Source organism: Paenibacillus tianjinensis (assembly GCF_017086365.1).
GTDB classification, from domain to species: Bacteria; Bacillota; Bacilli; order Paenibacillales; family Paenibacillaceae; genus Paenibacillus_AQ; species Paenibacillus_AQ tianjinensis.
The window spans coordinates 3618675-3640824 of record NZ_CP070969.1; the positions used below are offsets into that span (position 1 = coordinate 3618675).

20 protein-coding genes are annotated in these 22150 nt (G+C 49.3%); all 20 read right to left on the minus strand.

Annotation, left to right across the window (positions count from 1 at the left end; translation table 11 throughout):
• Positions 1-67: 67 nt before the first annotated feature.
• Positions 68-862 carry a TIGR00282 family metallophosphoesterase gene (locus JRJ22_RS16320; protein ID WP_206105169.1) on the minus strand — a complete coding sequence of 265 codons (795 nt, stop codon included), beginning with the start codon at positions 860-862 and terminating at the stop codon, positions 68-70.
• Positions 863-964: 102 nt separating this feature from the next.
• The gene (gene rny, locus JRJ22_RS16325; protein ID WP_054941024.1) at positions 965-2506 is read right to left on the minus strand and encodes a ribonuclease Y; all 1542 of its coding nucleotides are present in this window, start codon (positions 2504-2506) and stop codon (positions 965-967) included.
• Positions 2507-2813: 307 nt separating this feature from the next.
• A complete protein-coding gene (locus tag JRJ22_RS16330) occupies positions 2814-3548 on the minus strand; it encodes a regulatory protein RecX (protein WP_206100540.1) in 735 nt (244 codons plus the stop codon).
• 111 nt (positions 3549-3659) lie between these two features.
• Entirely contained in the window at positions 3660-4724 is a 1065-nt protein-coding gene (gene recA / locus JRJ22_RS16335; protein ID WP_206100541.1) for a recombinase RecA, read from the minus strand.
• 299 nt (positions 4725-5023) lie between these two features.
• The gene (locus JRJ22_RS16340) at positions 5024-6313 is read right to left on the minus strand and encodes a competence/damage-inducible protein A (RefSeq protein WP_206100542.1); all 1290 of its coding nucleotides are present in this window, start codon (positions 6311-6313) and stop codon (positions 5024-5026) included.
• A 44-nt stretch (positions 6314-6357) separates the two neighbouring features.
• Positions 6358-6945, minus strand: a complete 588-nt coding sequence (gene pgsA, locus JRJ22_RS16345) for a CDP-diacylglycerol--glycerol-3-phosphate 3-phosphatidyltransferase (RefSeq protein WP_206100543.1) — start codon at positions 6943-6945, stop codon at positions 6358-6360.
• Between the two features lie 154 nt (positions 6946-7099).
• Complete coding sequence (locus JRJ22_RS16350) at positions 7100-7591, minus strand: YajQ family cyclic di-GMP-binding protein (RefSeq protein ID WP_025704683.1); 492 nt, start codon at positions 7589-7591, stop codon at positions 7100-7102.
• 220 nt (positions 7592-7811) lie between these two features.
• Positions 7812-7973: a hypothetical protein gene (locus tag JRJ22_RS16355; protein WP_167347618.1), complete on the minus strand. Its 162-nt coding sequence runs from the start codon at positions 7971-7973 to the stop codon at positions 7812-7814.
• Positions 7974-8055: 82 nt separating this feature from the next.
• Positions 8056-9051, minus strand: coding sequence for a helix-turn-helix domain-containing protein (locus JRJ22_RS16360; protein WP_206100544.1), 996 nt, complete (start codon positions 9049-9051; stop codon positions 8056-8058).
• An 82-nt stretch (positions 9052-9133) separates the two neighbouring features.
• On the minus strand, positions 9134-9901 hold the full coding sequence (locus JRJ22_RS16365) for a DUF3388 domain-containing protein (protein ID WP_082451853.1): 768 nt from the start codon (positions 9899-9901) through the stop codon (positions 9134-9136).
• Positions 9902-10033: 132 nt separating this feature from the next.
• Positions 10034-10294 carry a DUF3243 domain-containing protein gene (locus tag JRJ22_RS16370; protein WP_054941027.1) on the minus strand — a complete coding sequence of 87 codons (261 nt, stop codon included), beginning with the start codon at positions 10292-10294 and terminating at the stop codon, positions 10034-10036.
• 142 nt (positions 10295-10436) lie between these two features.
• Positions 10437-11204: an elongation factor P 5-aminopentanone reductase gene (gene ymfI, locus JRJ22_RS16375; RefSeq protein ID WP_206100545.1), complete on the minus strand. Its 768-nt coding sequence runs from the start codon at positions 11202-11204 to the stop codon at positions 10437-10439.
• Entirely contained in the window at positions 11204-12484 is a 1281-nt protein-coding gene (yfmH, locus tag JRJ22_RS16380) for an EF-P 5-aminopentanol modification-associated protein YfmH (protein ID WP_206100546.1), read from the minus strand. Before yfmH ends, ymfI begins: the two co-directional genes overlap by 1 nt.
• Positions 12485-12486: 2 nt before the next feature.
• The gene (gene yfmF, locus JRJ22_RS16385) at positions 12487-13725 is read right to left on the minus strand and encodes an EF-P 5-aminopentanol modification-associated protein YfmF (RefSeq protein ID WP_206105170.1); all 1239 of its coding nucleotides are present in this window, start codon (positions 13723-13725) and stop codon (positions 12487-12489) included.
• Positions 13726-13935: 210 nt separating this feature from the next.
• On the minus strand, positions 13936-14790 hold the full coding sequence (gene sleB, locus JRJ22_RS16390; RefSeq protein WP_206100547.1) for a spore cortex-lytic enzyme: 855 nt from the start codon (positions 14788-14790) through the stop codon (positions 13936-13938).
• 179 nt (positions 14791-14969) lie between these two features.
• Complete coding sequence (locus JRJ22_RS16395) at positions 14970-17624, minus strand: FtsK/SpoIIIE family DNA translocase (protein ID WP_206100548.1); 2655 nt, start codon at positions 17622-17624, stop codon at positions 14970-14972.
• An 89-nt stretch (positions 17625-17713) separates the two neighbouring features.
• Positions 17714-17929 carry a YlzJ-like family protein gene (locus JRJ22_RS16400; protein WP_206100549.1) on the minus strand — a complete coding sequence of 72 codons (216 nt, stop codon included), beginning with the start codon at positions 17927-17929 and terminating at the stop codon, positions 17714-17716.
• Positions 17926-18684: a ClpP family protease gene (locus JRJ22_RS16405; RefSeq protein WP_206100550.1), complete on the minus strand. Its 759-nt coding sequence runs from the start codon at positions 18682-18684 to the stop codon at positions 17926-17928. Before JRJ22_RS16405 ends, JRJ22_RS16400 begins: the two co-directional genes overlap by 4 nt.
• A 274-nt stretch (positions 18685-18958) precedes the next feature.
• Positions 18959-20638 (minus strand): ribonuclease J, encoded by a 1680-nt coding sequence (locus JRJ22_RS16410; protein WP_206100551.1) that lies wholly within the window; start codon positions 20636-20638, stop codon positions 18959-18961.
• Between the two features lie 622 nt (positions 20639-21260).
• Complete coding sequence (gene dapA / locus JRJ22_RS16415) at positions 21261-22136, minus strand: 4-hydroxy-tetrahydrodipicolinate synthase (RefSeq protein WP_206100552.1); 876 nt, start codon at positions 22134-22136, stop codon at positions 21261-21263.
• Positions 22137-22150 lie beyond the last annotated feature (14 nt).

The window sequence follows — 22150 nt, forward strand, 5'->3', positions numbered from 1 at the left end:
AAAAAATATCACACTTTACCCGAAATCAGCGATTTTTCCCGAATTACCTACACCCTGATGTCCAGATTTAGCTCATGACCCATTCATCTTCACGCAAGCGAATTTTCTCCAGACGTGTGGCTTTTCCCGTAGCCTCGTCAATCTCCGCGAATAACCCGTGTAACTGCCATTTGCCTTCATCCACCACAAACCGGGCCGGAAGCTGGGTAGTGAATTTATAAAGGACCGCATCCTTTTCCATACCCAGAATTCCTTCTCTTGAACCAACCATCCCGGCATCAGTTAAGTAGGCGGTACCGCCAGGCAGGATCACATCATCATTACTCTGCACATGGGTATGGGTACCAACTACGATCGAAGCCAGTCCATCCATAAAATAACCCATGGCGATCTTTTCGGAAGTTGCTTCAGCATGAAAATCAACGAGGATGCATTTGTGATTCCGGCGAAGCTCCTCCACAATCTCTTCACCTATGCGAAACGGATCATCGATTGCCGGTAAAAAGGTGCGGCCCTGCAAATTCACAATCGCCAGCTGTTTACCGTTGCCCTTAACGACCGTGTACCCTCTGCCTGGGGTTCCCGGCGGAAAATTAGCCGGACGGATCATCCGCGGCTCGTCGTCGATAAATTCAAATATATCCTTGTTGTCCCAGGTATGGTTGCCCAGCGTAATGCCGTGAACCCCCCAGTTAAAAAACTCATTAGCAATCGCAGATGTAATCCCTCTGCCGGCTGCAGCATTCTCGCCGTTGACGATAATGATATGCGGCTGATATTTACTCTTCAGTGAAGGCAGCATTTCACGCAATGCTTTTCTGCCGGTATTGCCTACAATGTCACCTATAAATAAAACTTTAATATCGTTCTCCTCCTAAAAGCGGTCTGTAAAGCTATACTTCGCTTACATTTACCTGATCTGTGTGAAAGAAAAAAGGCCCCGCACGGGGGCCGATTTCCTTGCTTATTTAGCGTATTCAACAGCGCGAGTCTCGCGGATAACGGTAACCTTAATGTGACCCGGATAATCCAGCTCACTTTCGATCATCTTCGTAATGTCGCGTGCCAGACGGAAGCTTTCTGCATCATCGATCTTCTCAGGCTGTACCATCACGCGAACCTCGCGGCCCGCTTGGATAGCATAAGACTTCTCGACGCCTTCGAAGCTTTCGGAAATCTCTTCGAGCTTCTCCAGACGCTTGATGTAGGTTTCCAGTGTCTCACGGCGTGCGCCAGGGCGTGCTGCTGACAAGGCGTCAGCCGCTCCAACCAGCATCGCAATAACCGAAGTAGCTTCGCAGTCTCCATGGTGGGACGCAATACTGTTGATAACAACCGGATGTTCCTTGTATTTCTTCGCCAGTTCAACGCCAATCTCAACGTGTGAACCTTCCACTTCATGATCCAGCGCTTTACCGATATCATGGAGCAGCCCGGCACGTTTAGCAAGCACGATGTCTTCCCCAAGCTCACCGGCCATAAGTCCAGTCAAATAAGCAACCTCCATGGAGTGCTTGAGTACATTTTGACCGTAGCTCGTGCGGAATTTCAGACGGCCGAGAATTTTGATCAGATCCGGGTGCAGACCGTGAACGCCAACCTCGAAGGTTGCTTGTTCACCGTATTCGCGAATCCGCTCATCCACTTCTTTGCGGGATTTCTCCACCATTTCTTCAATCCGCGCCGGATGGATACGTCCATCAGCAACCAGCTTCTCAAGTGCCGTACGGGCCACTTCGCGGCGAATCGGATCAAATCCCGACAAAATAACGGCTTCCGGCGTATCATCGATAATGAGATCAATACCAGTAAGAGTTTCCAGTGCACGAATATTACGGCCTTCACGGCCGATAATCCGGCCTTTCATCTCTTCATTCGGCAGTGTGACCACAGACACGGTTGTTTCGGCAACATGATCAGCTGCACAGCGCTGGATAGCCAGGGTAATAATTTCGCGGGCCTTCTTGTCCGCTTCTTCCTTGGCCTGCTGTTCAATTTCTTTGATCATCTGCGCAGTCTCGTGGCGAACTTCCTGCTCTACATTGCTTAGAATGATACTTCTGGCATCATCGATGCTCAAATTGGAGATGCGCTCCAACTCGGTAACCTGATTCTTGTAAATAACATCAATTTGCTGTTGCGTTTCGTCAATTCGTTTCTCTTTGTTAGCTACTTGTTCTTCTTTTCGTTCAAGCGATTCCATTTTTTTATCCAGAGATTCTTCCTTTTGCAGCAAACGTCTCTCTTGCCGTTGGATTTCATTCCGACGTTCACGAGTTTCTTTCTCAGCCTCAGTACGGATTCTGTGGACTTCGTCCTTAGCTTCGAGTACCGTTTCCTTCTTCAGCGCCTCAGCCTCTTTCTTCGCGTTCTCCACGATGACGACGGCTTCTTTCTCAGCACTTGAAATCTTAGCTTCTGCAAGGGATTTACGAATAAAATAACCGAATCCAAAGAATATTGCAGCTACAACGAGAACGATTATGACCCAGATTGCAGGATGCATCTGTTCACCTCCTCGTTGGTTCCTCCAAGGAACAAGCCTTGGGAATTGTGCAGTTGTTAAACTATCCGTTCATCACCATACAAAAAACCGGTAATACACCGATTGCCATACTGCACATGCTGCACATGCACACTGCCCGCCTTATCCGGCGATTACATTTCATATGAGTTGTACGCGAACCGGTTCCTAAGAGTCAGCTTTTTGGGAAGGAAAAAGGATTCTTAGTTTATGCCGATTCATGTTATATTTTATTATTTATAAAAAGACATTGTCAAGAGAGTCGATAACGCCATTAAAGTCAAGAGAATCAGTCAGGATCGTAAAACTCTTCATCTTCACCTGCAAAATCCTCTTCCTCACGTAAAATATTCATAACCTGCCGGACCAAATCACCGGAAAAGCCGCGCCGCATCAGGAAAGCTCCTGTCTTTCTGCGTTTGTCGTTAACATCCCCGCGGATCATATTCCATTTCTTCCTTCCCGTCTGCAGAGCGCTCTCAAGCTCCTCTTCGGGCGAAATATTCTCAAGCGCTTCCGAGATCAGCGATTTATCGATCCCTTTCTCACGCAGTTCCTGGCGAATCCACAGTTTGCCCTTACGCTGATTCATAATGCGCTGTTCTGCCCATTGCTTAGCATATAATGGATCATCAATGAGACGCTCCTGCTGCAAGCGCTGCAGCACTTCGGCAATAATAGTCTCCCCTATTTCTTTCTCCCTTAAACGGCGGGCCATTTCCTGCGCCGTCCGCGGTTTGCGTTCCAAATATCGCAGTCCCTCAACGTACGCCCGCTGGCGTTCGTCGGCCACCACGATCTCCTCTAAATCATCCTTCATGAACGAACTGCCGGAAATCATCCGGTATTTAATCATGACATCCTCATGCACTGTCATGTTGTACTCGCCAAAATGTATGATATAGCGGTGATCCGATTTCTTTTGCCGCTCTACTTTCGTTATAACAAGCAGTTCACCTTCCGGAAAATCGGACAGTGCCTGTGCTTCCTGTTCTTCAGGTTCAGGATTCAGTTGAATTACCATCGTGCCCTATCACCTCATGCTATTTTCTTATATATAGATTGAACCTAAAGATTATTTTTTACAGAAAAACGCCCTGCTACAATATTCACAGGGCGCCCTTAGCTAAATATACTATTCGATTTCGAGCAGCAAGTTTTCTTCTTCCTCTTGTTCTGCCGCAATCTCTGACTCTGATGGCGCAGCTACAATCGTAGTTAAATTGCTTGCTTCACGGATCTTATTCTCAATCAGCAAGGCAATGTCCTGATGTTCCTTCAGGAATTGCTTGGCGTTCTCGCGTCCTTGACCCAGACGTTCACCTTCATAGGAATACCAGGCACCGCTCTTGTTGACGATATCCATTTCCGTTCCGATATCTACAAGGCTTCCTTCCTTGGAGATGCCTTCACCGTACATAATATCAACATCTGCCTGTTTAAATGGAGGTGCTACTTTGTTCTTAACGACCTTGATCTTCGTACGGTTACCCACTACATCATTGCCCATCTTGATGCTCTCTACACGGCGTACATCAAGCCGTACCGAAGAGTAGAATTTCAAGGCCCGGCCGCCAGGGGTTGTTTCCGGGTTACCGAACATCACACCAATCTTCTCACGAAGCTGATTGATGAAGATAGCGATTGTATTCGACTTGTTGATTGCACCTGACAGCTTACGCAAAGCCTGGGACATCAAACGAGCCTGCAAGCCGACGTGGGAATCCCCCATATCGCCTTCGATTTCCGCCTTCGGTACCAGCGCTGCTACAGAGTCCACAACGATAATGTCTACGGCACCGCTGCGAACCAGGGCCTCAGCGATTTCCAGCGCCTGTTCACCTGTATCCGGCTGAGACAGCAGAAGCTCATCAATGTTTACGCCAAGGGCATTGGCATATTTAGGATCGAGCGCATGCTCAGCATCGATGAAAGCAGCTTGTCCTCCAAGCTTCTGTACTTCTGCGATGGCATGAAGAGCAACCGTTGTCTTACCGGAAGATTCCGGTCCGTATACTTCAATGATGCGGCCTTTGGGAAGTCCGCCAATACCCAGTGCAATATCAAGTGCTAAGGCTCCACTAGGGACAACTTCCACTTTCATATGAGTGGATTCACCCAGTTTCATGATCGAACCTTTACCGAATTGTTTTTCTATTTGACGAAGCGCCATATCAAGCGCTGCACGACGATCTGACAATCAGACCACTTCCTTCACTTGTTTATAGTAATATAATAACGTGTTTTGGAGGTCTTGCCAAGCTTTTTTTCGAACATACATTCGTTTTTTTTGTTTCCCTCAGGGATACTCCCTTTTATTGTAAGCCTCCTTCCGGTTTGATGCTTTCTACACAATCATTAACCAGCCGGAGAACAAGACTCACACACAAAGGAGCTGCCGGCAGGAAAACGCCGCAGTTATAAAAACAAAAAACCGCAGCAAATGGTTCACAATGCCACGGTTCTTCCGTATAGAGAATTATATAACGTTAATACCTGTTATTGCAAGGCCGAACCTTCTAAAGGCGTCTCCACCTTGCGTTCCTCCAGCCTGCGCCAGAGACGGTACAGCAGCGCTTTGACAGAACGCAGGCGGATATTCTCACGTGTGCCTTTAAGATTAAGCTCAAAGACCTCGGTCTTCTGTCCACGTTCCGCCAAACCAACGAATACAAGTCCAACAGGCTTGCGTTCCGAATATCCCGGTCCCGCTACCCCGGTAACGGATAAGCCGAAGTCGCTGTCAGCCAGCATCCTTACCTGATCGGCAAGCACCTCTGCCACCTCACGGCTTACAGCACCGACTGCATCAGCACCTTCCAAATAAGAGGCAGGTACATTCAGCAGCTTCTTCTTCAGCTCATTGGAGTAACAGACAACGCCTCCTTTAAACATAGACGCGCTTCCTGGTATGTTCGTAATACTCTCCATCAATAAACCGCCGGTACAACTCTCCGCCGCACTAAGTGTCAATCCGGCGTCTGCCATCCAATCCACCAGAAGCTGTTCCAGCGGAACATCAATATTGGCATACATATGCTCAGGAAGAATCTCTTTGATTGTCTGCTCCAGTACATCCAGCTTTTCCATTGCTTCACGTTCAGAAGGCGCTTTAGTTGATATCCGTACCGTCACTTCGCCTTCCTTGGCATAAGGGGCTATCGTCGGATCACTCTGACCCCGAATCAGATCAATCAGCTTGTCCTCAAGCAGTGATTCACCGATACCGGCAAATTTAAGCATCTTGGAGTAAATCGGCATTTCATTCGTGAGCGCATGCTGCAGCAGCCATGGCTTGGCCTTGTCAATGAACATCGGCTTCATCTCCCGCGGCGGGCCGGGAAGCACGATGTAGTATTTATCCTCATGAGCAAAAGCAAGACCCACTGCCAGACCGATTTCATTCGGCAGCGGTGTTGCTCCTTCGATAATGAGTGCCTGCTTGCGGTTGTTCTCCGTCATTACAATTTTGCGGTCATCGAAAAACCTCTGCACATGGTCCATCGCAAGCTGGTCGATATGAACCGTACGGCCCAATGCTGCCGCCAGCGCTTCCTTGGTAAGATCATCTTCGGTCGGGCCGATTCCGCCGGTGAACAGGATAATATCCGCTCGGCTCTTGGCAATTTCTATCGCTTGCTGGATACGGCTGCTGTTGTCCCCAACCACCGTTTGAAAATAGACGTCTATTCCCATCGCGGCCAGCTCTACCGATAAAAACTGCCCGTTGCTGTTTACGATTTGTCCAAGTAATAGCTCTGTGCCCACGGCAATAATTTCTGCTTTCATAGCTGGTTTCTCCTCCTGGCTATAGGGTGGATGAGTATTTTAATCTAAGCGTTATGCAGCTCCAGCAATTCCTTGTTTTTCACGAAGTAATCAACCCCGGAGTAGATCGTGATGATAGCTGCAGCCCAAATGGCGATATCATCCAGAGGGATGCTGACGAACTGAAACGGGAAGTTGTTGAGCAGTAGTAGTGAAATAGCGACAATCTGTGTTACCGTCTTAATCTTGCCCCATTTGCTGGCAGCTACTACCTTGCCTTCAAGCAGTGCCACCTGGCGCAGACCGGTAACCGCAAACTCGCGGCTGATGATTACGATCGCAATCCATGAATCGCATCTTCCCAGCTCCACAAGCGAAATCAGTACTGCGGAGACCAGCAGCTTGTCCGCGAGCGGATCGAGCAGCTTGCCAAGATTGGTGACCATGTTATATTTGCGGGCAATGTAGCCGTCTATACCGTCCGTGCTGGCGGCAAGAAGGAAGATCACAGCTGCAATCAGATGATTAACCGACAGCTGAAATGACCCCCAATGGATGGGCTCCGGATAAAACTTAAAATTCACCAGCAAAAAAAACATCATAATCGGGATAAGACAAATACGTGCGAGCGTAATGCGGTTGGGCAAATTCACTGAAGTTCCTCCCCTGATCCTTACAAATTACGAGATTCCACAAATTTCTTCAAAACTGCTTAGGCTAGTATATTATAGCCATATGTAGGTGTCAAAAAAACTGAAAGCACCCCGCAAGGATAAGTGCGTAAGCACTGCGGGGTACCTCATCAGCTTACTTTAAATTGTTAAACTGCAAATCAAGCGGCAAATCGGCTTTTCGTAGAATTTGGATAATCTGCTGCAGATCATCCCGGCTTTTGCCGGTTACGCGGATTTGATCTCCTTGAATCTGGCTTTTCACCTTCAGCTTAGAATCCCTGATGAGGATATTGATCTTTTTGGCATTTTCCTGATCAATTCCCTGTTTAAGACCCAGACGCTGACGGACCGTTCCTAGTGAAGCCGGCTCCACTTTGCCGAAATCCAAATTTTTGAGTGTAATCCCGCGTTTAACCATCTTGGATTGTAAAATATCAATGACAGCATTCAGCTTATATTCATCCTCAGAGGCAATAATAAGCGCGTCCTTCTCCAGCTTAAGACTACTCTTGCTGTTCTTGAAGTCAAACCGGTTATCGATCTCCTTCTCAGTCTGGTGAACAGCATTCGTTAATTCCTGCATATCCATCTTGGATACAATGTCAAATGAACTTTCCGAACTCATTATTCCACGTCCTTTGCTACAATTATTCTTTTCCTATTATATGAGAAAGGGCAGATGAAGTCTATTTATGGAAGCTGCCCGGCACGCAAGAAGAAACGGCTGTGCTTCTCTTATAAAGAGAGCACCCGTTTCTGTGAAAAATAACTGTTTGTTCAAGGCTCCGCAGGCACAAACACGTCCCCCGGCGAACTCTCTTCCGGGAGACGCTGAACAGGCACTTTTATCTGCTGCGTGCGGGAGCCCGGAACATATCCAGAATCCCCAGCACAATATGCGCCAGTCCAAAGCCCAGAATTCCATAGCCCCAGGCGCTCGGTGTCAGATAATACCCGAGGAGACTGACGATAATGCCCAGCCCTGTTACGATCCAGCTAACGGTCATTAGTGAATACACCTCACTTTGGCGTAAGAACTGTAATTCACTCTTAGGTTCTCCAGATTACCAAAATCTATACTCTGCTGCCTTATTCACCTGAATTGCTACTGTCACCTTCAGTAGCGCCATCGGTACCTGCGTTTGTAGTCTCTGCATTATTAGTAGGAGCGGAGGTGCCGTCATCCAGTTCTAGCAGCAGCCGTGATGAGGTCTTGCCGTCTGTAATTGCCTGTCCATTCACCGTAATAGTTGTCGCAGGAGAATATCCTGATTTGATATACATTCCTTCGGCACCAAGTGTAAAGCTCTTTGTGTCGCCTGCAGCGGTATTCCCGAAGCTGAGTTTCTCACCTTTGGAATTTTCGCCTTTGTATACTTCAAGCCAGCTTACACCGGTAGCAGCAATCTCTACCTGTACAGCACTGCCTGTAGGAGCAGTCACTTTAAAAATCGTCGTTTTACCCGATTTACGGTCCTCCGTAACCGTAACCGGCATATCAGACGGTGAAGGAATTGGTGTAGCTGTAGGAGCTACAGTAGCTGTGGCTGTCGCTTCACCCGCCCCGGCACCCTCTGAAGCTGTAGGTTCGCCCCCGACAATTCCGCCGCCCACCGCCGTTGGCGACGGCTGAATCTTGGAGGGATCCTGCTGCTCATTCGTCAGATTGGCCGAATCCACCTTCTCAGGATCAGCCTTGTCCATGTTCGATGAGGCGTACAAATAAATCACTACGATAATCAACACGGGGAAAGTCCACATCAGGACTGTCGGCAGCCACTTCGCGTTCCGTTCGGTTTCAGGTCTGCGGCTGCGTTTCTGAATAACTGTCTCCAGCGTTGTATCCACGGGAGCCGCAGGCACATTGCCGTGCTCCTCCATCAGCTCGTCCGGATTAACTCCGACCGCTTCTGCATAGGTTTTGATAAAGGCCCGGACATAAAAACTTCCCGGGAGCACCTTGTAATCCCCCGCTTCGATGGCTTCTAAATATTTCTTACGGATTTTCGTTACTTCCTGGACATCGTCAAGACTCATCCCTTTTTGCAGACGTGCCTCCTTCAAATGCCGACCCAGTTCCGACATACCATCACCTCCTGAATGTTTGTTCTTCCTTGATGAGCTTCGTTCAAGACTCTTTCGGGAAGCACATGCTTAGTTTTTGAAGTTATAGATCATCACTGTAGCTCGTCGTAAACGAGTCGTACAATATCTCTTCTGCAGGGTTATTGCGCAGCTCGATAATAATATCGAAGTCGTCAAAGGTATACTCGGATTCCCGTACAAAAATATCCGGATGCTCAATCACCTTCGTGCTCGGCATACCCATAACTTGCTGCAGCAGATTATAATGCTTCTCGTTAGAGCGGATTGTGCTTACAATTCCGTCAATAATGAAGACATTATGCGGGTTCATTTCATCCTCAGCCAGCTGGCTGCGCACGGTTTGCCGCAAAAGTGTTGATGATACAAACGTCCAGCGCTTCTGAGCGCAGACACTGCCGGCGATAATAGATTCCGTTTTGCCTACACGCGGCATGCCCCTTAGTCCTATAACCTGATTGCCTTCCCTTTTAAACAATTCACCGAGGAAGTCCACGAGCAGCCCCAGCTCATCCCGGGTAAAGCGGAATGTCTTGCGGTCATCCGAATCCCGGTCAATATATCGTCCATGACGGACGGCCAGCTTATCCACAAGACGTGGAGAACGCAGTGCCGTAACCGTAATATTATCCACTTTTTTGAGCATTTCACCCATCAGCATAATCTTTTCGTCATCGCTTGTTTCAAGCAGCATTCCGCGGGTTTTGCCTTCCACACCGTTAATGGTCAGGATATTGACTTCCAGCATTCCGAGCATCGAAGCGATATCTCCAAGCAGACCGGGTCTGTTCTTATGTATCTTGTACTCCATATACCACTGTTTATATTCCACTGATTTTGCACCTCATTGATTCCTTTTCCCGTCACGGGTCATGTTAATGATATATAAAATGAAAATGAAAGGCAAGGTCACTGCTGTAATAATTGCAGAAAAGCTCCCGCGAGGGGAGCTTGTTCCGCATGCCTATGCGTTTTTCTTCGCCAGCTTGACCATGAGCCCAGCAATGGTGTGCTTCTCATCGTCCGTACCGACATCCCACAGCTCTTTGATCGCACGGTTAGAGTAGTTGCCCGGATCGACTTTTTTGTCGAGGAATTCCCCGATTTCAAAAGCCAGCTTGGTGATGGTTTCATCGCTCATCCCCATTTTTTCAGCCTGAATGACCCGTTCACCCAAAAAGCTCTTCCATGTATCAAAGTTCTTCACTACGGTTTCTGTTGACATCTTAAATCCTCCTTCATGTTTACGGTCCGCCCGCCTGATTCAGGTGACAGCCGCCTTACGTGATGATTTAAAAGCAACAGTATTAATATGTCTCGTACGTATTCTTCTTATGCTGGAGCATTTCTCCAAACCGGGCCGGGTATTATGTAATCCAGCCGCCGTTCGGACTGATTACCTGACCCGTGATATAGCCGGATTCCGGAAGGGCAAGAAAATAAACAAGCGAAGCCACTTCCTCCGGTGTAGCCAGACGGCCCGCAGGGATTTCGTCCTCCAGCATCCGCAGCTCATCTTCCTGCAGATTGTTCAGCATGGCTGTGTTGACTGCTCCGGGAGCCACAGCATTCACCGTTACTCCTGAAGGAGCCAGCTCCTTGGCCAGCGCCTTTGTAAAAGCATTCACACCGCCCTTGCTGGCGGAATAAGCCACCTCACAGGAAGCGCCGGAAATCCCCCAGACGGAGGATACATTAATGATCCGGCCGTACCGCTGGGAGATCATGTAGGGCATGAAGATCTGGCTGCACAAAAAAGTCCCCTTTAAATTGACCGCCATAACCTCATCCCATTCTTCCTCCGTCACATCAGCAAGCATGCCATAATGCGCCTTTCCGGCATTGTTGACCAGAATATCAGGAAGCATACCGCTGCTTTCCAGCCTTTCAGCCATACGTAAAAGCTGGCTGCGGTCTTTCATGTCCGCAGCCACTGTCATTACCTTGGCTCCCAGCGCCAGGCAGCGCCGGGCTACATCATTTGCCGCTTCATGCGAATGCATATAATGAATGACAATGTTCATCCCGACAGAAGCAAAGCGTTCAGCGATGGCTCCGCCAATCCCCCCGCTGCCCCCTGTAATGAGCACTGTCATTTCCCCTATTGGTTTACTGCTCTCTCCCGGTAAGGCCATTAAGGACTCACCACAAGCGACACCGCAAGCTGTTCCCAGTCCACATGTTCATGCAGGCGGGTATTGACCTCATCCAGTGTAATTGATTCATAAATTGGAAGCACTTCGAACAGGTCTCCGCCGCGGAACTGGTAACGTGTGAATTCGTGGGCAATACTCTCCGGTGAATTCAGCATCCGCAGATATCCGCCGATTTTCTTTTTGCGTGCCCGTTCAAAGTCCTTCTCCGCAAACCCTGATTCAAGAACCGCATTGATTTCTTCTTTGATCCGCTCTAGGAGCATACCCGGGTCTTTGGTATCTCCGCCAATCGCTGAGAAAGCATACTGCGGGGAACTGTTAAATTCATGCCCGAAGCTGTCAGAGATCAGTTCTTCATCGTATAGCCTCTGATATAGCGCTGTGCTGCTTCCAAGCAGCAGATCGAGCATCAATTTGGTTATCAGGTCACGCCGTACTGCCGCTTCCCCGGTCAGGCCTTCCACCTTTTCCTTAAATCCGAACAGGCATTTCGGCATAGACACGGCCAGTCGGCTTTCTTGATGCTTCTCCGCAACCTGGACGGGTTCTTCTTCGAATATACGGGTGATTTCGCCCTGCTTATCGTAAGACTTGGCTGCCTGGTTATTGCGGATCAGCTCAAACACCTGCTCAGGATCTACACCGCCAACAACGAAGAGCAGCATATTGCTGGGATGATAGAAGGAGTTGTAGCATGTATACAGCGTTTCTTTGGTGATTGTAGCTATAGAATCGATTGTACCTGCAATATCAATATGGACCGGATGTTTAGCATACATCGCTTCGATCAGACCGAAGTATACGCGCCAGTCCGGATTATCTGCATACATATTGATTTCCTGCCCAATGATCCCCTTTTCCTTCTCTACATTTTCATCCGTGAAATAAGGGCGCTGCACGAAATCAACCAGCGTAGTAAGATTGGTTTCAATATTTTCGGTAGCCGAGAATAGGTATACGGTCTGATCAAAGCTGGTAAAAGCATTTGCCGATGCACCGTTAGAAGCAAATGTGGCAAAAATGTCGCCTTCCGGCTCCTCAAACATCTTATGCTCCAGGAAGTGGGCTATACCGTCAGGAACTGTTGTCTCTTCCCCGCCAGCCACCTTGAAATGATTGTCTACCGAGCCATATTTCGTTGCAAAGGTGGCGTAGGTTTTTTTGAAGGCTGGCTTCGGAAGCACATAGACCTGCAGACCGTTATCCATAACCTCGTGATAAAGCGTTTCTTGCAGTTTGTCGTAATGGATCTGTTTCACTGCTATTCCCCCTTCCCTGTCAGGAAATAAATCGTATCAAGCTGGAAGGTGTCGGCAGCCGCCTTCACTTCCTCCGCGCCGATGCCGTCCACCTCTGCAAGCAGCTCCTGGGCAGAACGGTCTTTTCCGGACAACTGGCGGTTGAAATCGAACGAAATCAGTTCAAAAGCCGAGTCTTGAATTTCAGACAGCAGATTACGGATCATCGCCTTGGTCTGACTCAGCTCAAGGTCACTGATATTTCCGGATTTCAGCTCATCGAGCTGCTTGCGGATAATATCAACGGCCTTGCCGTAGTTTTGGGTTTCAATACCCGACTGGATGGTACCAATGCCCTTATGCCCGTCATACCGGGACGAAGCGTAATAGGCCAGACTCTCTTTCTCACGCACATTGACGAAGAGTTTGGAGTGCGGATAACCGCCCAGGATCCCGTTGTACATCAGTGCAGAAGCATATCTGTCGTCTTTGTAGGTAATTGAGGTGCGAAGTCCCATGTTCAGCTTGCCTTGATTAACGTCCAGCTTCTCTTCCACCGTACGAACTTCCTGTACAGTAACCGGTTTGAAGTTGGAGGTATAGGATTCACTCTGCTTGTGTGCACGGCCGAAATGGCAGATGACCAGTTTCTCGACTTCTTCCGGTGTCGTGTCCCCGACCACATATAAATCAAGAATCGCACCGTTTAACCATGCAGTATATGACTCATACAGGTTCTCAGGGGTGATTCCGTCAAGATCGGCTCTCTGTCCAAGCGGATGCAGACGGTAAGGCTCCTGGCGGCACATTTCCTCAATGCAGCGCTCGGCGGCATAACGTATTTTGTCGTTTACGATCGCTTCCAGCTTCTTGCGTACCGTTTCCCGCTCTGTTGCAACATAGGAGGCACGGAAGCTTCCATTCTCCAGGAGCGGGCGGGTCAGCACCTCGCCGAGAAAAGCAAACGACTCGCCAAGCAGACTCTCCTTGCTCTGCACAAACGAATCATTGATCGTATCCATCCGGAACTGGACAATCTGATAGTCCCCCCGTTTGTAGATGTCGAAACCAAATCCGGCCCCATACAGCTCCTCCAGCCGCTCACGGAATTGTGTCGTTTCCGGATATGTAGCCGTACCTCTGCGAAGGACAAAAGGCGCGAGTGCCGTTGATGTCACCGTGCTTTCATCAAGCGGTACACCGGCATAGAGAGAGATGGCGAATGTTTTAAACGCCTTTGTCGGTAATACGTGGATACGCATACCGGCAGCGTTGCCATGTTGAAATCCATTATTTGTCAAGTCCAAAACTCCTTTACGGCGTGGATAGATGCTTTACAACAAGTTTATGAAGTATTATCCATTCTAAACCATTCCAAAGTAAGGAAGCAACCGGAAGAAAGCGTACCGGTTGCTCTTGGTCGGTTTATGCATTGTGAACAGCTAAGGGTGTGCCTGTATCTGCTCCAGTTCTTACATGCAGAAAATATGCTCTCCGATTGTTTTGACCTGCGGACGGGACCATATCCATTTGGAGGTAGCCGTTTTAGGATTAAAATAATACAGGCATCCGCCAGAAGGGTCCCAGCCGTTAAGCGCCTGCTGAACTGCTTTACGGGCCTGCTCATTTGGCTCCAGATAAATTTGACCGTCAGCTACGGCCGTAAAGGCTCCAGGCTGGAAGATTACGCCGGAAGGCGTATTCGGAAAGCTAGGAGATTTCACACGGTTCAGAATAACCGCAGCAACCGCCACCTGGCCTTCAAACGGCTCACCCCGTGATTCACCATATACAGCATTAGCCATAATCTTCAGGTCATTTTCGGATAAGCCCATCGTATTGCCTGAAGACAGCTCTGCTGTAGTATTCTTTTTACCGGAATCGGCTGTAGCAGTGTTACTGTTGGCAGTATTCTTTTTAGCAGTAGTGGTTGAAGGCTCTGTCGGCTTCCAGGCTTTGGTGGCATTGTACAGCTTCAGCTTTGTTTTTGCCCCTACTACACCATCAGCTTTAATTCCAAATTTCCACTGGAACCAGGTAACCGCATTTTTCGTTTTTGTACCAAACTGGCTGTCTATCTTGCCTGCGTAATATCCCAGGTGCTTCAGTCTTCCTTGCAGTTCATAAACATCTTGGCCTGATGAGCCTACCTTCAGCGGGGTAGTTCCAAAGGCTGGCAGCACCTCTTCCTCAGAAACAGTCATAACAGATGCAGCTTGCCGGGGATTGGCATATACGCCGTGATCCTTAAAGAATAACCCCGCAAACGGTGCGGCTGCCAGTGCCAGGGTCAGTAAGACAAAAATCCACTGATTATGTTTTCTCATTGGGGTCGCTCTACCTTTCTCTTGTAAGTTCAACATGGATGGCTAAAGTTATTATGAGGACCGGGAGGACATCCTATGCATGAACTGGCCGGAACAGTAATTTTGCGGGTGAACAATCCTCGACTCGCAGCAAAAAAGCACCCTTTCCGCAAAGAAAGGATGCTTAGTCTAAAAAACTGTTATGAGCTGATCCGGTTATGCTGATACTGTTCAAGTGACATCAGCACTTCACGAGGCTTGCTTCCCTCGTAAGGACCGATAACCGACCGGGCTTCCATGGCATCAATAAGACGGGCAGCACGGGTGTAGCCTACACGCATACGGCGCTGAAGCAATGATACAGAGGCTTGCTTCGCTTCCAGTACGATCTGAACCGCCTGTTCATACAGTTCATCCTGCGGCTCCTGATCTTCGGAGATCATTTCATCCACCTCCGGAACAAGGGATTCATCGTATTCGGCTTCTCCCTGGCTACTGACGAATTGCACAATCGCTTCAACTTCCTGATCGCTCATGAAGGCACCCTGTACCCGGACCGGCTTGGAAGCGCCCATCGGCAGGAAGAGCATATCGCCGCGTCCCAGCAGCTTCTCGGCACCCGGCATATCAAGAATTGTCCGTGAATCGACGTTCGAAGATACCCCGAAGGCAATCCGCGATGGAATGTTGGCTTTGATCAGACCTGTGATAACATCAACTGACGGCCGCTGAGTAGCAATGATCAGATGAATCCCTGCGGCGCGCGCCATCTGCGCCAGCCGGCAGATGGCATCCTCTACATCGTTCGCTGCAACCATCATTAAATCGGCAAGCTCGTCCACAATAACGACGATATATGGAAGAATGGCAGCCGGGTTGTCCTTCATCAGATTGTTATAGCCTTCGACATTACGCGTCCCCGATTTGGAGAAGAGCTCATAACGTTTCTCCATCTCCACTACAATCTTCTTCAAGGCCAGACTTGCCCGCTTGGGATCCGTGACAACCGGGGCCAGCAGATGCGGAATACCGTTATAGACATTAAGCTCAACCATCTTCGGGTCAACCATGAGGAACTTAACCTCGTCAGGTTTGGCTTTATACAAAATACTGGTGATAATTCCGTTAATACAGACGGATTTACCGGATCCTGTCGCACCCGCAACCAGAAGGTGAGGCATCTTAGCAAGATTGCCGACGATCGTCTGGCCGGAAATATCACGACCGAAGGCAATCGACAAGCGTGATTCGGCATCTTGGAAAATTTGGGTCTCCATCACCTCACGCATCGTGACAATGGAGACTTCAGGGTTAGGCACCTCGATGCCGATCGCCGACTTGCCGGGAATCGGCGCTTCCATACGGATATCCTTGGCAGCAAGCGCAAGAGCAATATCATCGGTCAGGTTGACGATCCTGCTGACCTTCACACCAATGTCAGGCTGAATCTCGTACCGCGTAACAGCCGGTCCGCGCACCACTTCAAGCACCTTGGCCCGGACACCGAAACTTTCCAGTGTGGCTTCAAGCTTGCGGGCAGTCTGCATATAATCGTTCTGGTCACCCGCTTTACCTCCGCTGTTCGGTTTGGCAAGCAGCCGGAAAGGCGGAAGCTTATAGGGCTTGGGCGGCGGCGGAAGCGGCGGTGCCGGAACCGGTTCGCCACTCTCAGCCGTTGCAAGAAGCCCGTCAAGCTCAACAGTTACATCCTCCTCCGGAACCTCACCGGAAGCAGGCTGAGCTGTTGCCGGACTTCCCTGCATCCCGGGACTCCGGCTGCCGCTGCGGGCGGCCGGAGAGAATTCGCCCCACTCATCCCGTTCCTCTTCGCTTAAGCCTTCTGAACGGATATGTTCGAAGAAGTCACGGATAATAGGGGTAACCGGCTCCAAATCATCCTCCGGAAATTCGGGCCCGAGATCATCGGAATGAGCTTGTCTTCTGTCCGCTTCCATTCCTGTAATAATTGGAAGACCAGGTGAACCTGAACCGGACAAAAGAATTCCGGATGACTCGTCCTCCTGATCCTCTTCCCCGCGATTGTCCGCCTGGGAAGTCCCGCTAAGCCAGCCTCCGATTCTCCGGAAGAACAGCGGCTGGCTCCTTCTTGGCAATGACGGCTCGTCCTCTTCATCCTCGTCATCATCCGCCGCAGGCGGCGGTACCGGTGCTCTGCCGGTTCTGGAAGAACGGGGCGGAATCGGAACCGCAGCCGGACGGTTAGCGGCCTTTAGCCTTATGCCTTCCACCAGCTTCACCGAACGGATCCGCAGTAACGCAAACAGCTCGACATAGGAAAGATTCGTTACAAGCATGAAGCTGATTGCCAGCATCACGATCATAATCAGCTTGGCACCCAATGTCCCGAAGAGCCACAGCAGCGCCGCGAACTCCAGTGCCCCGATGTAGCCCCCGCTAATATCCTTGCCCAGCATATAAACGCCGCTGTCGCTGGATCCGGGCTTCAGTGCCCCGGAAAGATCATTATGTATTTGCGACAGTACATTGCCGGGATGCAGCATCGATATGGGTCCAAGCTTCTGCTGCATGGCTGAAATCGAGCTCATAAGGCATAACGACAGCACAAGCAGCACTGCCCCAGTATAGCGGCTGTTCCAGCCGGACGGCCATTTTCGGTGGATCATAACCATCAGACCATAAATAATGCCAAACAGCGGCAGCACAAAATAAAATCTGCCCAGCAGATATCCTGCCATACTGGACAGAGAACGCCCTACAGCCGCTTCGCCGGATAAGGCAATTACGGAAATCGTAATAAGCATAATACCGTAAATCTCATATTTTAAAACGCTGCCAAGCAGCGCTTTTTTCTTTTTCTTCTTTCGTTTAGCCACGCCAGCCACCCCCGGCAACATTATACCATATAATGGCGTGGCGTACCTATGTTCTCTTTTGTCAAAAAATACATCTTTTTGGTTATCCGTTATTTACTAAAATCTATGACTGTTCCAGGAGCAAAAGCCGGATCAAGATACTTGTCCAAGGGACACCCAAGCAGTCTTACAATCCGTGCCTGTCCGCTCTCAAGCTGCTCAACTTGCATTAACATTCCCTGAATGTTCACTTCCATCGTCGGCTGAGCAGTGCTGATAGCCCCCTCGAAAATCTGCTCCAGCGGCAGCACTGTATAAAAGGTCATTGAGTCAGCCCTCCCTGCATCGGATCACCGGATACATTCGAAGCAGACATGCCGGCAATCATAGTATTAAGATGGGCCAGGGCAGCCCCTATCCCGCCTACCTCATCCATTAGGCCATATTTAACGGCATCATAACCTCCAACTGCTGTACCGATATCGCGGTTAAGCTCACCTGTTTTGAACATCAGATCCTTAAATTGCTGTTCACTGATCCGGGAATGAGAGGTGACAAACCGGACCATCCGCTCCTGCATGCGCTCCATATATTCAAACGTCTGCGGTACACCGATCACCAGCCCGTTCATGCGGATCGGATGAATTGTCATCGTCGCGCTTTCCGCAATGATTGAATAGCTTGAGGCTACAGCGATAGGCACACCGATGCTATGACCGCCGCCGATGACCACAGTAACAGTTGGCTTGGATAAAGAAGCTATCATCTCGGCAATTGCCAGCCCTGCCTCCACATCGCCCCCGACGGTATTGAGAATGATCAGAAGGCCTTTGATATTCTTGTTCTGCTCCGCCGCAACGAGCTGAGGAATGATGTGCTCATATTTGGTTGTCTTATTATGTGGCGGCAGCACGAAATGCCCTTCGATCTGGCCGATAATTGTCATGCAGAAAATATCCGGTTCCCCGCTCGGGACCACCGTCTGCCCCAATTCTTTCAGTACCCCGACCGTTCCGGGAAGAATTGGTTCTTGAGAGGCAGGTTTTACCTCCTCCGGCTGAATTCCCTCGTTATTGCTCATATTTGATCCATACGTGTATTCCAATGCAGCTCACCCTTTCCGCTTGCAGCTTCTAGCCGCTGCAGCCAGCCATACTAACTTTTCTTAGTATGACATTCTGAGGGACCCCCTTATGCAGACACCCCCAATAAAATGTCCGCCTGAACGCCGTCTTGAATTACCAGATTTCAGCAATATACTAAAAAGCCCCTCCACCCCAGGAAACCGTCCAATATTTCCGGGGAGAGGGGCTTTTAGGCCCTGCTTATTTATGTTTTGAGAAGAAGCAAGCTTCTTACACTTCCATGATAATTGGCAAAATCATCGGTCTGCGGCGTGTCTGTTCATACAGGAAACGGCCGAGCGAATCTTTTACGCTTGTTTTGAGCGAAGCCCATTCATTGACCTTCTCGCTCATCAGGCGCTGAAGCGTGCCGGAAACAATCCGGTTAGCTTCATCCAGGAGCCCTTCGGACTCACGGACATATACAAAGCCGCGGGAGATGATATCCGGTCCGGAGACAATGGCTCCGTTCTGCTTGCTCAGCGTTACAACAACCACGAGGATACCGTCCTGAGACAGCAGCTTACGGTCACGCAGTACGATATTACCTACATCGCCTACACCCAGACCGTCGATCAGCACGTTGCCTGCTGTAACCTTACCGGCTCTGCGCGCTGCTCCGCCCTGAATTTCAACAATTTCACCAATTTCTGTTATGAAAATATTGCTCGATTCCACCCCTACGGATTCTGCCAGCAGTGCATGTCTGCGCTGCATCCGGTATTCACCGTGGATCGGAATGAAGTATTTCGGCTTCATCAGGTTGAGCATCAGCTTGAGCTCTTCCTGGCTACCGTGTCCGGATACGTGAACACCGGAATTGGATCCGCTATAAATGACGTTGGCGCCTAGGCGGAACAGTTCGTCAATTGTACGGCCGACATATTTCTCATTGCCCGGAACCGGAGTTGCCGCAATGATAACAGTATCGCCCGGCAGAATGTCCACCTTGCGGTGACTGGAGCGTGCCATGCGGGTAAGAGCCGACATCGGTTCGCCCTGGCTGCCTGTGCAAAGCACCACCACGCGGTTGCCAGCCATTCTGTTCATTTCTTCCGGTTCAATCAGCATGCCGTCCGGCACGTGCAAATATCCCAGCTCGGAAGCAATTGCGACAACATTCACCATACTGCGTCCGATAACCGTAATCTTGCGTCCGGTGGATTCAGCGGCGTTCACCACCTGCTGAATACGGTGTACGTTCGATGCAAAAGTAGCAACTACAACGCGCTGATCGGCTTTGCGGAAAATATCCTCCAGTACGATGCCGACATTTTTCTCTGATGGTGTGAAGCCCGGTTTCTCGGCATTGGTACTGTCGGACATGAGTGCAAGTACACCTTTTTGCCCAATTTCAGCCATCCGGTGCAGGTTAGCAAATTGACCGTTGACTGGTGTATGGTCAAATTTGAAGTCACCTGTATGAACGACATTGCCTTCCGGAGTCTCGATGCATACGCCGACTGAGTCAGGAATACTGTGGTTGGTTCTGAAGAACGTCACCCGCAGGGAAGTCCCCAGTTCAATCTCAGAATCTTCATTGATCAGAATCCGCTTGGTTTCGCCAAGCAGATTGGCTTCCTTGAGCTTGTTCTCAACAAGGCCCAATGTAAGTCTTGTCCCGTACACCGGAACATTCAAATTCTTCAGCACATACGACAGACCGCCAATGTGATCTTCGTGTCCATGAGTGAGTACAATACCTCTTACTTTGTCTCGGTTCTCCGTCAAGTACGAGATATCGGGGATAACAATATCAATACCGAGCATGTCCTCTTCCGGGAACTTCAATCCCGCATCCACGACCACAATGTCGTTTCCGTATTGAACTACATACATGTTTTTCCCGATTTCTCCGACTCCGCCTAAAGCGAAAATCATCAATTTATCGTTGTTATTTTTTTTGGACAAATGAATCTAACCCTCCTATGATGTTGGACGTCATACTTTTATTTCACAAATAATTAAGCTCCATATTTCAGCGGCGCTGAACACATCGTTCAAATTGCCGATAGCTTCCAAATCCACAGAGATATTCCGCCTAAGTCTGAAAAATTGCGCAATGCGAAAAATCCCGAAACCCGAACAGTGAGTAGCTTCTTGAAACGGATATCACCCGTCAACCTTCACTGCCGCGCCCCTCGCGCGAAAAATCGGCAGCAATAGCACAGACTTATACAAGGACCTATCCTGTCTCACAATGTAAAAAAACATTGACGGAAGATTACCGCATATTTAATTAACCGCACCCAGTCACTTAAGAACATTATACATGATTTTTTTGGCAAAAGACAAGTCATCGGCTTCGTAACGTTATTCTTTCCTTAAAATACAAGCATTATTTGAGGAAAAGTTTGATCGGGGAACGAAGAAAAAGAGGCTTTGAAAGCATTTTGGGACTGCCCTCTAGGAACACAGATTTTCAGAAATGTAATATGTGAAAAGGAGACTAAAATAAATTATTCATACAAAAAACCGGCAATCCCTACCGGATGCCGGTTTAATACAGAAGTTCTTGCTATACGCATGAAGCCTATTTCAGCAGGGCCTGAATAAATGCGGCCTCTGCTTCATTCGGCCCCACCAGGGGTAGCCGCACAGAGCCTACATCAATTCCGCGCAGTCCGAGGGCGTATTTAACAGCAGCAGGGTTGGGCAGCGGCTGAGGACATTCAAAAAGCCCCTTGAACACCGGAAACAGCTGACGGTGCTTCGCGCCTGCGCGCTGCACATCACCGGAGAGAAAAGCATTAATCATCTCAGACATTTGCGCACCGATCACATGGCTGGCCACGCTGATAATACCATGCCCGCCGACGGCAAGTGTAGCCAGACCTGCAGAATCATCACCGGAATACACATGAAAATCATCAGGACAAGACGTTGCGATCAGTGTAATCTGATCCACGGATACACATTCCTTCGTGGCAACGATATTCGGTATCTCTGCCAGCCGGAGCGTTGTGGCAGCGCTCATGCTAACAGTTGTACGGCTGGGAACATTATAAAGAATACAGGGCAGCGAAGTATCCGCAGCAATTGCCGAGAAGTGCTGATACAGCCCCTCCTGATTCGGTTTGTTGTAGTAAGGAACGACAAGAAGCACCCCGTCTACGCCGAGTTTCTCTGCTTCCTTCGTAAGATGTATGGAATGTCTGGTGCTATTGCTGCCTGTTCCGGCGATGATCTTACAGCGTCCGTCTGCTTTTTTCAGAACATAAGAGAACAACTGCAGCTTCTCCTCGTCGGTTAAGGTGGGGGATTCCCCGGTCGTTCCGCAAACCACCAGTGCTTCGGATTTCTGCTCTTCAATCAAATAATCCACTAACCGGGAAGTTGCTTCCCAGTTGATTTCTCCATCCCCGTCAAAGGGTGTTACCATCGCAGTGATTAATCTACCGAAATCCACTTTGAATTCCTCCT